This window comes from Burkholderia sp. ABCPW 11, assembly GCF_001523445.1.
Classification (GTDB): domain Bacteria; phylum Pseudomonadota; class Gammaproteobacteria; order Burkholderiales; family Burkholderiaceae; genus Burkholderia.
On sequence record NZ_LOVM01000002.1, the window covers coordinates 346,256 to 362,232 of the forward strand.

Annotated in this window: 11 protein-coding genes; 4 read left to right on the top strand and 7 right to left on the bottom strand. The window is 65.3% G+C overall.

The window, feature by feature from the left end:
- Positions 1–136: 136 nt before the first annotated feature.
- Positions 137–1,963, bottom strand: a complete 1,827-nt coding sequence (gene typA, locus WS61_RS02275; protein ID WP_059499051.1) for a translational GTPase TypA — start codon at positions 1,961–1,963, stop codon at positions 137–139.
- A gap of 329 nt (positions 1,964–2,292) precedes the next feature.
- On the opposite strand from typA, the gene WS61_RS02280 reads away from it, so the two are divergent.
- The 4 genes from WS61_RS02280 to WS61_RS02295 all read left to right on the top strand — a co-directional run bounded on the left by WS61_RS02280 (position 2,293) and on the right by WS61_RS02295 (position 7,223).
- Positions 2,293–2,784, top strand: a complete 492-nt coding sequence (locus tag WS61_RS02280) for a MarR family winged helix-turn-helix transcriptional regulator (protein ID WP_059499052.1) — start codon at positions 2,293–2,295, stop codon at positions 2,782–2,784.
- A gap of 87 nt (positions 2,785–2,871) precedes the next feature.
- Positions 2,872–4,368 carry an efflux transporter outer membrane subunit gene (locus WS61_RS02285; RefSeq protein WP_059499053.1) on the top strand — a complete coding sequence of 499 codons (1,497 nt, stop codon included), beginning with the start codon at positions 2,872–2,874 and terminating at the stop codon, positions 4,366–4,368.
- A gap of 52 nt (positions 4,369–4,420) precedes the next feature.
- Complete coding sequence (locus tag WS61_RS02290) at positions 4,421–5,635, top strand: HlyD family secretion protein (RefSeq protein ID WP_059499054.1); 1,215 nt, start codon at positions 4,421–4,423, stop codon at positions 5,633–5,635.
- Between the two features lie 28 nt (positions 5,636–5,663).
- On the top strand, positions 5,664–7,223 hold the full coding sequence (locus WS61_RS02295; protein WP_059499055.1) for a DHA2 family efflux MFS transporter permease subunit: 1,560 nt from the start codon (positions 5,664–5,666) through the stop codon (positions 7,221–7,223).
- 108 nt (positions 7,224–7,331) lie between these two features.
- On the opposite strand, the gene truB is transcribed toward WS61_RS02295, so the two are convergent.
- The 6 genes from truB to rluB all read right to left on the bottom strand — a co-directional run bounded on the left by truB (position 7,332) and on the right by rluB (position 15,945).
- On the bottom strand, positions 7,332–8,264 hold the full coding sequence (gene truB, locus WS61_RS02300; protein WP_059499056.1) for a tRNA pseudouridine(55) synthase TruB: 933 nt from the start codon (positions 8,262–8,264) through the stop codon (positions 7,332–7,334).
- A 13-nt stretch (positions 8,265–8,277) separates the two neighbouring features.
- Complete coding sequence (rbfA, locus tag WS61_RS02305) at positions 8,278–8,676, bottom strand: 30S ribosome-binding factor RbfA (RefSeq protein WP_053525271.1); 399 nt, start codon at positions 8,674–8,676, stop codon at positions 8,278–8,280.
- A 114-nt stretch (positions 8,677–8,790) separates the two neighbouring features.
- Positions 8,791–11,712, bottom strand: a complete 2,922-nt coding sequence (infB, locus tag WS61_RS02310; RefSeq protein WP_059499057.1) for a translation initiation factor IF-2 — start codon at positions 11,710–11,712, stop codon at positions 8,791–8,793.
- 91 nt (positions 11,713–11,803) lie between these two features.
- On the bottom strand, positions 11,804–13,279 hold the full coding sequence (gene nusA, locus WS61_RS02315) for a transcription termination factor NusA (protein ID WP_059499058.1): 1,476 nt from the start codon (positions 13,277–13,279) through the stop codon (positions 11,804–11,806).
- Positions 13,279–13,737 carry a ribosome maturation factor RimP gene (gene rimP, locus WS61_RS02320; RefSeq protein ID WP_059499059.1) on the bottom strand — a complete coding sequence of 153 codons (459 nt, stop codon included), beginning with the start codon at positions 13,735–13,737 and terminating at the stop codon, positions 13,279–13,281. Before rimP ends, nusA begins: the two co-directional genes overlap by 1 nt.
- A gap of 456 nt (positions 13,738–14,193) precedes the next feature.
- Positions 14,194–15,945 carry a 23S rRNA pseudouridine(2605) synthase RluB gene (rluB, locus tag WS61_RS02325; RefSeq protein ID WP_059499060.1) on the bottom strand — a complete coding sequence of 584 codons (1,752 nt, stop codon included), beginning with the start codon at positions 15,943–15,945 and terminating at the stop codon, positions 14,194–14,196.
- Positions 15,946–15,977 lie beyond the last annotated feature (32 nt).

Genomic DNA, 15,977 nt, shown 5'->3' on the forward strand with positions numbered 1-15,977 from the left:
CACCGCGCGACGGGGTTTTGCCGGATTGCCACGGCCTGCGGGAACAGTGTTTTGCAACGGCCCGGTTGCCGGTCGCGCGAATGCAAAAAAGGCCGCCCGAAGGCGGCCTTTTCCGTGATGCGGGAACGATCGATGCTTAGTCGACCGCGCCTTCGCGGCTCGCGCGGCGACGCTCGTGCTCCTTCAGGAAGCGCTTGCGCAGGCGGATCGACTGCGGCGTCACTTCGACGAGCTCGTCGTCGTCGATGAATTCGACCGCGTATTCCAGCGACATCTGGACCGGCGGCACGAGACGCACGGCTTCGTCGGTACCCGACGCGCGCACGTTGGTCAATTGCTTGCCCTTGATCGGGTTCACGACGAGGTCGTTGTCGCGGCTATGGATGCCGATGATCATGCCCTCATACAGCGCGTCGCCCGGCTTCACGAACATGCGGCCGCGATCCTGCAGCTTCCACAGCGCGTACGCCACCGCGGCGCCATCGTCCTGCGAGATCAGCACGCCGTTGCGGCGCTCGAAGACCGAACCGTCCTTGACCGGTGCGTACGAGTCGAAGATGTGGCTCATCAGGCCCGTGCCGCGCGTGAGCGTCAGGAATTCGCTCTGGAAGCCGATCAGGCCACGCGCCGAGATCCTGTACTCCAGACGCGTGCGGCCGCGGCCGTCCGACGCCATGTCGAGCATCTCACCCTTGCGGCGGCCCAGCTCTTCCATCACGCCGCCCTGGTGTTCGTCCTCGACGTCCACCGTCAGCAGCTCGTACGGCTCGTGACGCACGCCGTCGATCTCCTGCATCACGACGCGCGGACGCGACACGGCCAGTTCGTAGCCTTCGCGACGCATGTTCTCGACGAGAATCGTCAGATGCAGTTCGCCGCGCCCCGACACTTCGAACACCGTTTCGTCGCCGGTATCCTTCACGCGCAGTGCGACGTTGTGGTTCAGTTCCTTCATCAGGCGGTCGCGGATCTGGCGGCTCGTCACGAACTTGCCTTCGCGGCCGGCGAGCGGCGACGAGTTGACGAGGAAGTTCATCGTCAGCGTCGGCTCGTCGACGGTGATCATCGGCAGCGCTTCCGGCGTGTCGACCGCGCAGATCGTCGCGCCGATGCCGACGTCTTCAATACCGTTGATCAGCACGATGTCGCCCGCCTCGGCCGACTCGACCTGCACGCGCTCCAGCCCCTTGAACGACAGCACCTGGTTGATCTTGCGGTTCAGCACGTCGCCTTCCGGGCCGAAACGCATCGCGACCGGCTGGCCCGGCTTGATGCGGCCGCGCGTGATGCGACCGACGCCGATCCGGCCGACGTACGTCGAATAGTCGAGCGACGTGATCTGGAGCTGCAGCGGCGCTTCCGGATCGGCCGGGCGAACCGGCACGTGCGCGAGGATCGCCTCGAACAGCGGGCGCATGTCGCCTTCGCGAGCAGCCGGGTCAAGCGACGCGTAGCCGTTCAGACCCGATGCGTACACGATCGGGAAGTCGAGCTGCTCTTCGGTCGCGCCGAGCTTGTCGAACAGGTCGAAGGTCTGGTTGATGACCCAGTCGATCCGCGCGCCCGGACGATCGATCTTGTTGACGACGACGATCGGCTTCAGGCCGAGCGCGAGCGCCTTCTTCGTGACGAAGCGCGTTTGCGGCATGGGGCCTTCGACCGCATCGACGAGCAGCAGCACCGAGTCGACCATCGACAGCACGCGCTCGACTTCGCCGCCGAAGTCCGCGTGCCCCGGCGTGTCGACGATGTTGATGTGCGTGCCTTCGTATTCGACCGCGCAGTTCTTCGCGAGAATCGTGATCCCGCGCTCTTTTTCGATGTCGTTCGAGTCCATCACCCGCTCCGCAATCTGCTGGTTCTCGCGGAAGGTGCCGGACTGGCGGAGCAGTTGGTCGACGAGCGTGGTTTTGCCGTGGTCGACGTGGGCGATGATGGCGATATTGCGAAGGGCGCGGGTCATAGAAACCTGGAAATCGTTTGAACGCGCAAACGCGCGCGCTCGTTTTTCACGGGCGCGCGCGTTGCAGCTTGGAAAGCCTCAAATTATAGCACGTGCGAGTGTCGAGAGCCGACCCGTGCATTGCAATGCAGCAAAACGGGCGGCTCCGCCTTCCTCTGCCGAACAGACGAACCCGCTTCCTCACCCTTGCCGGCCGGCCCCAAAAACCTTATCGAGATAAGGGATTCTCGCGATACACAGCGCGGGTTTTGCCGTTCGATTAACATTTGCCGCGGCAAGCAATTGTGCCTATACTGCTGCCTAGTCAACTATTGCAGCCTCAGGGTTTTATGTCGGATTCTCCTACTCCTCCGCCCGTTTCGCAGTTGTCTTCGTATCAGATGAACGACAGCGTCGGTTATCTGATGTCGCGCGTGAAGTCGGTGATGACCAACCTCGTCACGCAGCGCACGCAGGAAGAACTCGGCATCACGGGCACACAGGCGAGCATGCTGTTCATGATCGCGGTCGGCAAGTGCTCGACGGCCGCCGAACTCGCGCGCGAATACGGGATCGACGCAAGCGCGGTCACGCGCTTGCTCGACCGGGTCGAGAAACGCGGCCTGCTGTCGCGCGTGCGCAGCATCGAGGACCGACGCGTCGTGCGCCTCGAGCTCACCGACGAAGGCCGGGCGCTGGCCGAACGGCTCCCGCCCATTTTTCGCAGCGTGCTCGACCAGGTGCTGGACGGGTTTACGCCGGAAGAAGTCGGGTTCCTGAAGAGCATGCTGCGCCGCATTCTCAGCAACTATTGCGAGACGGCCGGCGGTAGCATCACGTAATAGTTGCCATAACAATTACTTTTGACAGATTAATGTAAGGAAATCCTTGCAGTGTCCATCATTCATTCCGAGTCAGGGGTTAGCGCGATGAAATCCTCCCCGTTGTCCGTGCGCGCCGGGTCGTGCCGCGCCGCCATCGCTGCCGCGGTCGCCGCGCTGGCGCTGGCGGGCTGCGCGAATTACATCGGCATCAAGAGCGACAAGCAGATCGCCCCCGCGTCGCAATTCGAATCCGCCCAGAGCCTGCCGGCCCAGGGTGGCCAATGGCCGGCACTCGACTGGGCCAGCCAGTTCGGCGATCCGCAATTGCCGAAGCTGATCGACGAAGCGCTGCAGGGCAACCCGTCGATCGCGCAGGCGCAGGCGCGCATCGCGAAAGCGTCGTCGTATATCGAATCGTCGCGCTCGAACCTGATGCCGAAGGCCGAAGCCAGCTATTCGTGGACGCGTGAACTGTATTCGTCGAACGGCCTGTTCCCGCCCCCGTACGGCGGCCAGTGGTACAGCGAAAACAACGCGCTGGCGAGCGCCTCGTGGGAACTCGACCTGTGGGGCAAGAACCGCGAGCGCCTGCACACGGCCGTGTCGCAGGAAAAGGCCGCCGAAGCCGACATGCAACAGGCGCGCATCACGCTCGCGTCGTCGGTCGCACGCACCTACAACTCGCTCGCACAGCTCTATGCGCTGCGCGACATCGCGCAACGCGAGATCACCAACCGCGAGACGGTCGGCAAGATCACCGACGGCCGCGTATCGGCCGGCCTCGATACCAACGTCGAACGCCAGACGGCCCGCGGCAACATCGCGACCACCCAGGCCTCTCTGTCGGACCTCGACGGCCAGATCACGACGGTGCGCTACCAGCTCGCCGCGCTGCTCGGCAAGGGTCCGGATCGCGGGCTGCAGATCGCGGCGCCCGTGATGAACCCGAGCGGCAACGTCACGCTGCCCGGCAACCTGCCGGCCGATCTCGTGTCGCGCCGCCCCGACATCGTCGCCGCGCGCTGGCAGGTCGAAGCCGCGATGCACGACGTGAAGGAAGCGAAGGCCGAGTTCTTCCCGGACGTGAACCTCGCGGCCGGGTTCGGCTTCGATGCGTTCGGCTGGGGCAAATTCCTGAACTTCGCGAGTCGCCAGGCCCAATTCGGCCCCGCGATCCACCTGCCGATCTTCGATGCCGGCGCGCTGCGCGCCCAGCTCAAGGGCCGCTACGCCGACTTCGACCTGTCGGTCGCGAACTACAACCAGACGCTGATCAGCGCGCTGAACGACGTCGCGACGCAAGTCGCGTCGATCCGCGCGATCGATCGCCAGATGGGCGACGCCCAGCGTGCGCTCGACGCCTCGACGCGTGCGTACGATCTCGCGGTCATCCGCTACAAGGCCGGCCTGTCGCCGCAACTGCAGGTGCTGACGGCGGACAGCAACCGCCTCGCATCGGAACAGACGGTGACCAACCTGAAAATGCGCCGGCGCGACATGCAGCTTGCCCTGATCAAGGCGCTCGGCGGCGGGTTCGACGCGACCGGCACGCCGCTCGCCGCGCCCGATGCGGCCACGCCGACCAAACAGGCCGCCAACTGATCCGGCGCCACCACTACGCAGACACTCGAAATAAAGGACGGAGAAAATCGCCATGAGCGACCAACAAAACGCCGCCAGCGTGCAGCCGCAGAACAACGGCAAGCGCAAACGAATGATGACGCTGCTCGTCGCGGTCATCGTGATCGCGGCCATCGCATACGGCCTGTACTACTTCCTCGTCGCCCGCTTCCATGAAGACACCGACGATGCGTACGTAAACGGCAACGTCGTGCAGATCACGCCGCAGGTCACCGGCACCGTGATCGCCGTGAAGGCGGACGACACGCAAACGGTCAAGGCCGGCGATCCGCTCGTCGTGCTCGATCCGGCCGATTCGCAAGTCGCGCTGCAGCAGGCGGAAGCCAACCTCGCGCAGACGGTGCGCCAGGTGCGCGGCCTGTTCGTCAACGACGACCAGTACCGCGCGCAAGTCGCGCTGCGCCAGTCGGACCTGTCGAAGGCCCAGGACGACCTGCGTCGCCGCCTGGCCGTCGCGCAGACGGGCGCCGTATCGCAGGAAGAAATCTCGCACGCCCGCGACGCGGTGAAGGCCGCGCAGGCATCGGTCGACGCCGCACAACAGCAGCTCGCATCGAATCGCGCATTGACCGCGAACACGACGATCGCATCGCACCCGAACGTGATGGCCGCCGCCGCGAAGGTGCGCGACGCGTACCTCGCGAACGCGCGTAACGTGCTGCCGGCGCCGGTCACCGGCTACGTCGCGAAGCGCTCGGTGCAGGTCGGCCAGCGCGTGTCGCCCGGCAACCCGCTGATGTCGGTGGTCCCGCTCAATGCCGTGTGGGTCGACGCGAACTTCAAGGAAGTCCAGTTGAAGCACATGCGCATCGGCCAGCCGGTCGAGATGACGGCCGACATCTACGGCTCGTCGGTCACGTACCACGGCAAGGTCGTCGGCTTCTCGGCCGGCACGGGCTCGGCGTTCTCGCTCTTGCCCGCGCAGAACGCGACCGGCAACTGGATCAAGGTCGTGCAGCGCCTGCCCGTGCGGATCGAGCTCGACCCGAAGGATCTCGAGAAGCACCCGCTGCGCATCGGCCTGTCGATGCAGGTCGACGTGGACATCAAGGACGAACGCGGCGACCAGCTCGTCAACGCACCGAACACCGTCTACGAGACCAACGTGTTCGCGAAATACGGCGACGAAGCCGATGCCGAAATCGCGCGCATCATCGCCGAAAACGCAGGCGGCAACGCGTCGGCGCCGGTCGCGGCGAAGCAGAGCAGCGCCGCGAAAATGATGTAACCGTTCCGACTCCGGAAAGACAACCGACATGGCACAGGCTCCTGTCTCCCATCCGCCCCTGCAGGGCGGACAACTTCTGCTCGGGACGATCGCGGTATCGCTCGCGGTGTTCATGAACGTGCTCGACACGTCCATCGCGAACGTCGCGATCCCGACCATCTCGGGCGACCTCGGCGTGTCGTCCGATCAGGGCACGTGGGTCATCACGTCGTTCGCGGTCGCGAACGCAATCTCGGTGCCGCTGACCGGCTGGCTGACCGAGCGTTTCGGGCAAGTCCGCCTGTTCCTCGCGTCGATCATCCTGTTCGTCATCTCGTCGTGGATGTGCGGGCTGGCGCCGAGCCTGCCATTCCTGCTCGCGTCGCGCGTGCTCCAGGGTGCCGTCGCGGGCCCGATGATTCCGCTGTCGCAAGCGCTCCTGCTGTCGAGCTATCCACGCGCGAAAGCGCCGATGGCGCTCGCACTATGGGCGATGACGACGCTGATCGCACCCGTCGCGGGCCCGATTCTCGGCGGCTGGATCTCGGACAACTATTCGTGGCCGTGGATCTTCTACGTCAACATCCCGGTCGGCATCGCCGCCGCCGCCGCGACGTGGGTGATCTACCGGAATCGGGAGTCGGCCGTGCGCCGTGCGCCGATCGACGGCGTGGGCCTCGCGCTGCTGGTCGTCTGGGTCGGCTCGCTGCAGATCATGCTCGACAAGGGCAAGGATCTGGACTGGTTCGCGTCGACGACGATCGTCGTGCTCGCGCTGACCGCCGTCATCGCGTTCGCGTTCTTCGTGATCTGGGAGCTGACCGCCGAGCACCCGGTCGTCGACCTGTCGCTGTTCCGCATACGAAACTTCACCGGCGGCACGGTCGCGCTGTCGATCGGCTACGGCCTGTACTTCGGCAATCTCGTGCTGTTACCGCTGTGGTTGCAGACGCAAATCGGCTACACCGCGACCGACGCCGGCCTCGTGATGGCGCCGGTCGGGTTGTTCGCCATCCTGTTGTCGCCACTCACCGGGAAGTACCTGCCGCGCACCGATCCGCGCTTCATCTCGACGGCGTCATTCCTCACGTTCGCGCTGTGCTTCTGGATGCGTTCGCGCTACACGACCGGCGTCGACGAATGGTCGCTGACGCTGCCGACGCTCGTGCAGGGTATCGCGATGGCGGGCTTCTTCATCCCGCTCGTCTCGATCACGTTGTCCGGGCTACCCGGCCACCGCATTCCAGCGGCGTCCGGCCTGTCGAACTTCGTGCGGATCATGTGCGGCGGCATCGGTACGTCGATCTTCCAGACCGCGTGGGATCATCGGAACAACTTCCACCACGCGCAACTGGTCGAACAGACGAATCCGTACAACCCGACGTTCAATCAGGCCGTCACTCAGATGGGTAATCTCGGGCTCACGCAGGAACAGGCACACGGCCTGATCAACAACATGGCCACGCAGCAGGCTGCGCAGCTCGGCGTAAACGATCTGTTCTACATTTCCGCCGCGATCTTCGTGCTGCTGATCGGATTGATCTGGATCACCAAGCCCGAACGCGCGGGCGGCGGCGATGCCGGTGCGGCGGCGTCGGCGGCGCACTGAGCGCCACCCGGCAGCAGCATCACGGCGCGATCACGCCAAACAAAAGGCCCGGTCGAAAATGACCGGGCCTTTTTCATTCCGCTGCGTACACGTGCGTGCGTCGCTGCATCATTGCGCCGTCACGACGAGCCGTTCCGGTGCGAGCACGCCATTCGCCTTGCGTGCCACGCCGAGCAATCGCGTTGCGTCGTACACCCGCACGCGCTCGCCTTCGGCCGCGTCGATCGGCTCGAGCGCCGACAGCGGCAGGCGCTGGCCGTGCAGGAACCGCTTCGCGGACGCGTCGTCGAGCCGAATGGCCGGAAACGTCGACAGCAACGCGTCGACCGGCTGAAGCCATGCATCGCGCGCCGATTCGGCAGCGTCCGACAGTGCATCGAGCGTCACCGCGTGCTCGAGCGTCAGCGCACCGACGCCCGTGCGACGCAGCATCGTCAGATGCGCGCCGCAACCCAGCGCCTCGCCGATATCCTCCGCCAGCGTGCGCACATACGTGCCCTTGCTGCAGGTCACGCGAAACGTCACGTCGGGCAGCTCGCAGGCTAGCAGTTCCAGCGCGTGGATCGTCACGTTGCGGCCTTCCCGCTCGACGGTCTGGCCGGCCCGCGCATATTCGTACAGCGGCTTGCCGTCGCGCTTGAGCGCCGAATACATCGGCGGTACCTGCACGATGTCGCCGGTGAAGCGCACGAGCGCGGCTTCCACCGCCGCACGATCGCATTCGACGGGGCGTGTGTCGATCACGTCACCTTCGGCGTCGCCGGTGGCCGTGCGCTGGCCGAGACGCATCGTCGCTTCGTAGGTCTTGTCGGCGTCGAGCAAGTCCTGCGAGAACTTGGTCGCTTCGCCGAAACACAGCGGCAGCAGGCCCGAGGCCAACGGATCGAGCGTGCCGGTGTGACCGGCCTTCTTCGCGAGAAGCAGGCGCTTCGCACGAATCAGCGCATCGTTGCTCGACAGGCCGACCGGCTTGTCGAGCAGAAGAACGCCGTCCAGCACGCGCCGGGGCACGCGCGGACGTTGGGGTGCAGCATTCGTCATAGGCCGGTCGAGCTCAGTCGTCCTTGGCAGGCACGTCGGCCTCGTCGTCGTCCTTCGCGCGCGTGGAGTTCGCTTCCTTGATCAGGCGCGACATTTCGACGGCCTTCTCGATCGTCTGGTCATAATGGAAATGCAGCGTCGGCACCGTATGAATGTGCAGGCGCTTGAACAGCAGGTTGTGCAGGTGACCCGACGCATGGTTCAGCGCCTCCTGCGTCTTCTCCGGATCGCCGGTGAGCGCCGTGAAGTAGACCTTCGCGTGCGCATAGTCCGGCGTGAGTTCCACGCTCTGGATGGTCACGATGCCGATGCGCGGATCTTTGACCTCGCGCATGATGAGTTCGGACAGATCGCGCTGAATCTGATCGGCGATCTGAACGTTGCGATTGGGGGAAGTACGTTTCCTGGACATGATCGATCCGTGATCCGTTTATCAGGATGAAGCGGCGGCCATTTTCGGCACGCCACCATGAAAATGGGCGGGGCAAGCCCAAGCCTGCCCCGCCCATGAGCCGATACGCGACGATTACAGCGTACGTGCGACTTCGGTCACTTCGAAGACTTCGAACTGGTCGCCTTCGATGATGTCGTTGAAGTTCTTTACCGACATACCGCACTCGAAGCCTTGCTTCACTTCCTTCACGTCGTCCTTGAAGCGCTTCAGCGATTCGAGTTCGCCCGTGAAGATCACGACGTTGTTGCGCAGCACGCGCACCGACGACGAGCGCTTGACGATGCCGTCAGTGACCATACAGCCTGCGACCGTGCCGACCTTCGGTACCTTGAAGACCTGGCGCACCTCGACCATGCCGGTGACGACTTCGCGCTTCTCCGGCGCCAGCATGCCCGACATCGCCGCCTTCACCTCGTCCACTGCGTCGTAGATGATGTTGTAGTAGCGGATATCGATGCCGTTCGCCTCGGCCAGCTTGCGTGCCTGAGCATCCGCACGCGTGTTGAAGCCGATGATGACCGCCTTCGATGCCGTCGCGAGGTTGACGTCGTTTTCGCTGATGCCGCCCACCGCGCTGTGCACGATCTGCACGCGCACTTCGTCGGTCGACAGCTTGAGCAGCGACTGCACGAGCGCTTCCTGCGAACCCTGCACGTCTGCCTTGATGATGAGCGGCAGGTTCTGCACTTCGCCTTCGCCCATCTGCTCGAGCATGCTTTCGAGCTTCGCGGCCTGCTGCTTCGCGAGCTTCACGTCGCGGAACTTGCCCTGACGGAACAGCGCGATTTCACGCGCCTTGCGCTCGTCCGGCAGCACGATCACTTCCTCGCCCGCACCCGGCACTTCCGACAGACCCTGGATTTCGACCGGGATCGACGGGCCGGCTTCCTTCGTCGGCTTGCCGTTCTCGTCGAGCATCGCACGGACGCGGCCGTAGGCCGTACCCGCCAGCACGATGTCACCGCGGTTCAGCGTACCGGACTGCACGAGGATCGTCGCGACCGGGCCTTTACCCTTGTCGAGCTTCGCTTCGATCACGATGCCCTTGGCCGGTGCTTCGACCGGCGCCTTCAGTTCCAGCACTTCGGCCTGCAGCAGCACGTTCTCGAGCAGATCGTCGATACCTGCGCCCGTCTTTGCCGACACCGGCACGAACGGCGAATCGCCACCGTATTCTTCCGGCACGACGCCTTCCGCGACCAGTTCCTGCTTGACGCGATCGGGGTTCGCTTCCGGCTTGTCGATCTTGTTGATCGCGACGACGATCGGCACGCCACCCGCCTTCGCGTGGGCGATGGCTTCCTTCGTCTGCGGCATCACGCCGTCGTCGGCCGCCACCACCAGCACGACGATGTCGGTCGCCTTCGCGCCGCGCGCACGCATTGCCGTGAACGCTTCGTGACCCGGCGTGTCGAGGAACGTGATGACGCCACGCGGCGTGTCGACGTGATACGCGCCGATGTGCTGCGTAATGCCGCCCGCTTCGCCCGCGGCAACCTTCGCGCGGCGGATGTGGTCGAGCAACGAGGTCTTGCCGTGGTCGACGTGACCCATCACCGTGACGACCGGCGGACGCGGCAGTTGCTCCGCATCGGTACCGGTTTCGCCTTCGACGAGCAGCGCTTCCGGATCGTCCAGCTTCGCGGCAACCGCGCGGTGGCCCAGCTCCTCGACGATGATCATCGCCGTTTCCTGGTCCAGCACCTGGTTGATCGTGACCATCTGGCCCATCTTCATCATCACCTTGATGACTTCGGAGGCCTTGATCGACATCTTGTGCGCGAGATCCGCAACCGACACGGTTTCCGGCACGTGCACTTCACGGACGATCGGTTCGGTCGGCGCCTGGAACGACGATGCGCTGTCCTGGTGACGGCCGCGACCCTTCGGGCCACCGCGCCAGCCGCGGTCGACACCGCCGCTCGAGTCGCCGCGCGTCTTGATGCCGCGACGCTTCGATGCGTCATCCTGCCAGCCGCCCTTGCCTGCGCCCGGCTTCTTGTTGCGGTCGCCCGCGCCTGCCGGCGCCTGCGTCGTGGCCGGTGCCGCGGCACCGACCGGCTTCTTCACGGCCGGACGCGCCTGCGCACCCTCCGGCTTCGCCGGCTTGTGCAGCGTGCCCTTCGCTTCGGCCGGCTTCGGCGCCTCGACCGGCTTCGGCGGTTCGGGTGCCTTGACCACGGCCTTGCGCGGCGTGTTCATCATTTCGCGAATCGCGCGTGCTTCGGCTTCCGCCGCCGCGCGACGCTTGCTGATCTCTTCCTGCTCGGCGCGCGCCTTGTCGGCCGCCTCGCGGGCAGCATCCTCGGCCTTCTTCGCCGCTTCGCGCTGCGCCGCACGTTCGGCGGCCGCGCGCGCTTCGTCCTGCGCGGACTGCGCACTCGGTGCTTCCGACTCGGCTGCGGCGGCCTGTTGCGCGGCCGCCTGCTGCCGTGCCGCAGCGGCTTCCGCCGCGGCACGCTTCGCCGCCGCTTCTTCCTCGGCGCGACGGCGCTCGGCTTCCGCCGCTTCCTCGCGGGCGCGACGTTCGGCTTCCTCGCGCTCGAGGCGCTCCTGACGCTCGCGCAGCTCCTGCGCCTGCTTCTCGAGCAACTCGGCCTCGCGGCGCGCTTCTTCCTCGCGACGCTTCAGTTCCGCATCGTCGTCCGCTTCGGCGACCTGCGCCTGACCCTGTTCCGCACCTTCGCTCACGTCGTCGCGCTTGACGAACGTACGCTTCTTGCGAACCTCGACCTGAATGGTGCGAGCCTTGCCCGTCGCGTCAGATTGCTTGATCTCCGACGTATGCTTGCGGGTCAGCGTGATCTTGCGCTTGTCGCCGTCGGTTGCGCCGTGCGACTTGCGCAAATGATCGAGCAGACGCGCCTTGTCCGTTTCGGACAGCGCATCGTCTTCACTCGCTTTCTGGACGCCCGCTGCCTGCAGCTGCTCGAGCAGCACACCAGCAGGCATTTTCAGTTCCGCGGCAAATTGGGCTACGTTGTTACTCGCCATTCATTCCTCTTAGTGCAAGGACCGATTCCTTGCGGTTAGCATCGGGTCAGGCCATACGGCCGCCATCAAATCAGTGCGCCATGGTCATTTCTCACTGGAACCAATGTTCACGTGCTTTCATGATCAACGCCTTAGCGGCATCCTCTTCCATCCCGGTCATGTCGACCAGTTCATCTACAGCCAGCTCGGCGAGATCGTCGCGCGTCTGCACGCCGTGTTCGGCCAGCTTCGCGAGCAGCTCCGGCGTGATGCCGTCGAGGCTCTTGAGATCCAGCGCTGCGTTCTCGACCTTTTCTTCGTTCGCGATGGCCATCGTCAACAGCGCGTCGCGTGCGCGGTTGCGCAGTTCGTGCACGGTGTCCTCGTCGAACGCTTCGATTTCGAGCATTTCGTTGAGCGGCACGTACGCGATCTCTTCGAGGCTCGTGAAGCCTTCGTCGATCAGGATGTCGGCAACTTCCTCGTCGACGTCGAGACGCGCCATGAACAGTGCACGCAGCCGGTCGCGCTCTTCGCCCTGCTTCAGGGCGGATTCGTCCGGCGTCATGATGTTGATCTGCCAGCCGGTCAGCTCGCCGGCAAGGCGAACGTTCTGACCGCTGCGGCCGATCGCGACAGCCAGTTCGTTTTCGTCGACGACGACGTCCATCGAATGCTTTTCTTCATCGACGACGATCGACTGGACGGCAGCCGGCGCGAGCGCGCCGATCACGAACTGGGCGGGATCTTCCGACCATAGCACGATGTCGATGTTTTCGCCACCGAGCTCATTGCGCACGGCCTGCACGCGCGAGCCGCGGATGCCGACGCAGGTGCCGATCGGATCGATCCGCTTGTCGTATGCGATGACGCCGATCTTCGCGCGCACGCCCGGATCGCGGGCAGCCGCCTTGATCTCGAGCAGGCCCTGCTCGATTTCCGGCACTTCCATCTCGAACAGCTTCATCAGAAATTCGGGCGCCGTGCGCGACAGCTCGATCTGCGGGCCGCGCGCGGTGCGGTCGACCTTCGCGATGTAGGCGCGCACGCGGTCGCCCACGCGCAGGTTTTCCTTCGGGATCAGTTGATCGCGGCGCAGCAGTGCCTCGACACGGCCCGATTCGACGATGAAGTTGCCCTTGTCGAGGCGTTTCACCGTACCCGTCATGATCTTTTCGCCACGCTCGAGGTAGTCGTTCAGGATCTGCTCGCGCTCCGCGTCGCGCACCTTCTGCAGGATCACCTGCTTCGCGGCCTGCGCGCCGATGCGACCGAACTCGATCGACGGAACGGGTTCCTCGACATACTCGCCGACTTCGACGTCGGGGTTCTGCTCACGAGCCTCGAACAGCAGGATCTCGCGATCCGGCTCCTGCAAGCCTGCCTCGTCGGGCACGACGAGCCAGCGACGGAAGGTTTCGTGCTCGCCGCTTTCGCGATCGATATGGACGCGGATTTCGGCGCCTTCGTCGAACAGCTTCTTGGAAGCGGACGCGAGCGCAGCCTCGAGGGCGCCCAGCACCACATCCTTGTCGACGTTTTTCTCGCGCGCCAGCGCATCCACCAGCATCAACACTTCGCGACTCATTATTTGCGGCTCCTAAAGTCAACTTGCGGAATCAGGCGGGCTTTGTCGATATCGGCCAGCGTGAAATCCAGCATGGCTGCCTCGCCCTTCTTCCCCTCAAATTCCAAACCGATCGTTTCGCCATTCGGCGCGTGCAGAATGCCCCGGTACGTCTTGCGCCCGTCCAGCGGCTTTTTCAAGGTCACGGAAACTTCGCTGCCGGCGAAGCGCTCGAAGTCGGCCAGCTTCTTCAACGGGCGGTCGAGCCCCGGGGACGAGACTTCGAGCCGTTCGTAATCGATGTTTTCGACCGTCAAGACGTGCTGGAGCTGACGCGTGACATTTTCGCAATCTTCGAGCGAGATGCCGGCAGGCTGATCGATATAGATGCAAAGCATGCCGCGCCCGGTGCGCTCGAGATCCACCAGCTCGTAGCCGAGCCCGGTGACCGTGGTTTCTATCAGTTCCGTCAGTTGCACAGTGTCCTCTCAGGTGTTCGCGCCCGCCGCTCGCGATTCACCCGCGGGCGCGCGCCTTAGCCGGCGCAGGAAGCGCTACCCGAGATGCCTAACCGTTTCAGCAAAAAAAAATGGGCGGAACGCCCATCTTCTTACTGGTGGTCGCACCTGAGCCGCACATTGAATCCGTACGCCCAGCGACTCTGCGATTATAGCGATTTTTGGCGCAAACGCCAAGCCAGCCGGTAAAAGCAGCGCGCCGGCCGCCTTTACGGACCGAAAATGCGAAATCGGGCTGCCCGATCGACCGAAACCAACTATCGAACCGGTGATCGCCGTTGTCGCGGTACGCGACATCATAGATGCAGCCGAAATCCATCAATGCAATGCGTCGCGTCGACAAAACCGGCCGAACGCCGGTCGGACCGGCGAGCCGGCAGCCTCGCGCCGCCGCACGCCAATCCAGTCAATAGACGCTTAGCGGCTACGCGTACGACTGCGCTGCGGACGCTGACCGCCGCGCGGGCCGCCGCCGTTGCCGCCGTCGGCGCGATTGCCGTTCGGATTGCGATTGCCGCCACCCTTGCTGCCGCCGCGCTTGCCGCCCGCGCCATCGCGCTTGGGGCCGGCGCCATACGACATGCGATTGCCGTCGACATCGCGACCGCCGCCGGTGCGATTGCCGTCGCGCCCGCCACCTACGCGATTGCCATCGCGGCCGCCGCCCGGACGACTACCGTAGCCCGACGGCGCAACCGGCAGGCTACCGTAGCCGCTCAAGCCCGGCAGGCCCGGCCCGCCGCGTCGGCCACCGCCGCGACGCGGCTGGTCGAGTTGCCCGTGCGTCGTCAGCACCGGCTCGCGGCTGATGAAGCCCATCGACGTCTGCATCGGATCGGGCTGGCGACGCTCGGTCGGACCGGCGCCGCCGCGCTTGCCCTTCTCCTCGGACGGCGCCTTCAGGCCGACGGTCGCCATCAGCTTGCGCACCTGCGCGTCGTCGAGCTCTTCCCAACGGCCACGCTTCAGGCCGCGCGGCAGCGGAATCGGGCCGTGACGCGTACGGATCAGCCGGCTTACCATCAGGCCGACCGCCTCGAACATCCGGCGCACTTCGCGGTTGCGGCCTTCGGCCAGCGCGACGTGATACCAGTGGTTCGTGCCTTCGCCGCCGCCATCGCGGATGCGCAGGAAATTCGCCGGACCGTCGTCGAGCTCGACGCCGTGCAGCAGCTTCTGCCGCATCCCTTCGGACAGCTCGCCGACGACGCGCACCGCGTACTCGCGCTCGACGCTGTAGCGCGGATGCATGAAGCGGTTCGCGAGGTCGCCGGAGGTCGTCAGCATCAGCAGACCTTCGGTATTGAAGTCGAGACGGCCCACCGCAAGCCATTTCGCCGTCTTCATCGGCGGCAGACGGTCGAACACCGACGGACGGCCTTCCGGATCCGCGTGGCTGACGATTTCGCCCGTCGGCTTGTGATACAGCAGCACGCGCGGCGGCTTGTTCGGCAGCTTGCGCTTGACCGGCTTGCCGTTGATCCGCACCTGGTCGGTCGGCATGATCCGCTGGCCGATGTGCGCGGGTTCGCCGTTCACCGACACGCGGCCGGCGACGATCAGTTCTTCCATTTCCCGGCGCGAACCCATGCCGGCTTCCGCCAGCACCTTGTGGAGCTTCGGCGCATCGTCGTCCGGCGACAGCACACGCTTGTTCGCAGGCTGATTGCGGCCACGGCGCAGCATCGGCGCTCGCACGCCGCTACCGCCCGCGGAGTTGTCCGCGTCGAACGCGGGCGACGTCACGTACGCGAACAGTTCGTCCTCGGACGCATCGCCTTCCATGGCTTTCGCCAAGCCACCTTCGGCCTTCGATGCACCGCGACGGCCCTGGCCGCCCTGGCCACCCTTGGCCGCGCCTTCACGCTTGCCGGCCGGCTTGCGGCCGCCCTTGGCCGCGCCTTCCTTGCGCGGCGCACGCGCCGGCTGCGCGTCGGCAGCGTCGGCCGGCTGCGCATCCGCGCCCTCGGCGCCCTGCTGCTCGCCTTCGGCGCCCTTCGACTTGGCCGCCGCGCGACGCCGCGCGATCAGGCTGCGCGGGCCGCGCCGCAGACCGCGGCGGGGACGCTCGTCGCCACCCGCGGCCGAAGCATCCTGCTCCGGCGCATCGTCGGCACGCGCTGCCTGCACGGCAGGCGCGGACGATTCAATATCGTGGATATCTGTCAAAACAACCTCAAAATGTCAGGTCTCGCGCCCGG

Bases quoted from the DNA above. Each gene is read 5' to 3' on its own strand.
- infB (WP_059499057.1), bottom strand. From the start codon at position 11,712: ATGGCGAGTAACAACGTAGCCCAATTTGCCGCGGAACTGAAAATGCCT.
- WS61_RS02290 (WP_059499054.1), top strand. From the start codon at position 4,421: ATGAGCGACCAACAAAACGCCGCCAGCGTGCAGCCGCAGAACAACGGC.
- nusA (WP_059499058.1), bottom strand. From the start codon at position 13,279: ATGAGTCGCGAAGTGTTGATGCTGGTGGATGCGCTGGCGCGCGAGAAA.
- truB (WP_059499056.1), bottom strand. From the start codon at position 8,264: ATGACGAATGCTGCACCCCAACGTCCGCGCGTGCCCCGGCGCGTGCTG.
- WS61_RS02280 (WP_059499052.1), top strand. From the start codon at position 2,293: ATGTCGGATTCTCCTACTCCTCCGCCCGTTTCGCAGTTGTCTTCGTAT.
- rbfA (WP_053525271.1), bottom strand. From the start codon at position 8,676: ATGTCCAGGAAACGTACTTCCCCCAATCGCAACGTTCAGATCGCCGAT.
- WS61_RS02295 (WP_059499055.1), top strand. From the start codon at position 5,664: ATGGCACAGGCTCCTGTCTCCCATCCGCCCCTGCAGGGCGGACAACTT.
- typA (WP_059499051.1), bottom strand. From the start codon at position 1,963: ATGACCCGCGCCCTTCGCAATATCGCCATCATCGCCCACGTCGACCAC.
- WS61_RS02285 (WP_059499053.1), top strand. From the start codon at position 2,872: ATGAAATCCTCCCCGTTGTCCGTGCGCGCCGGGTCGTGCCGCGCCGCC.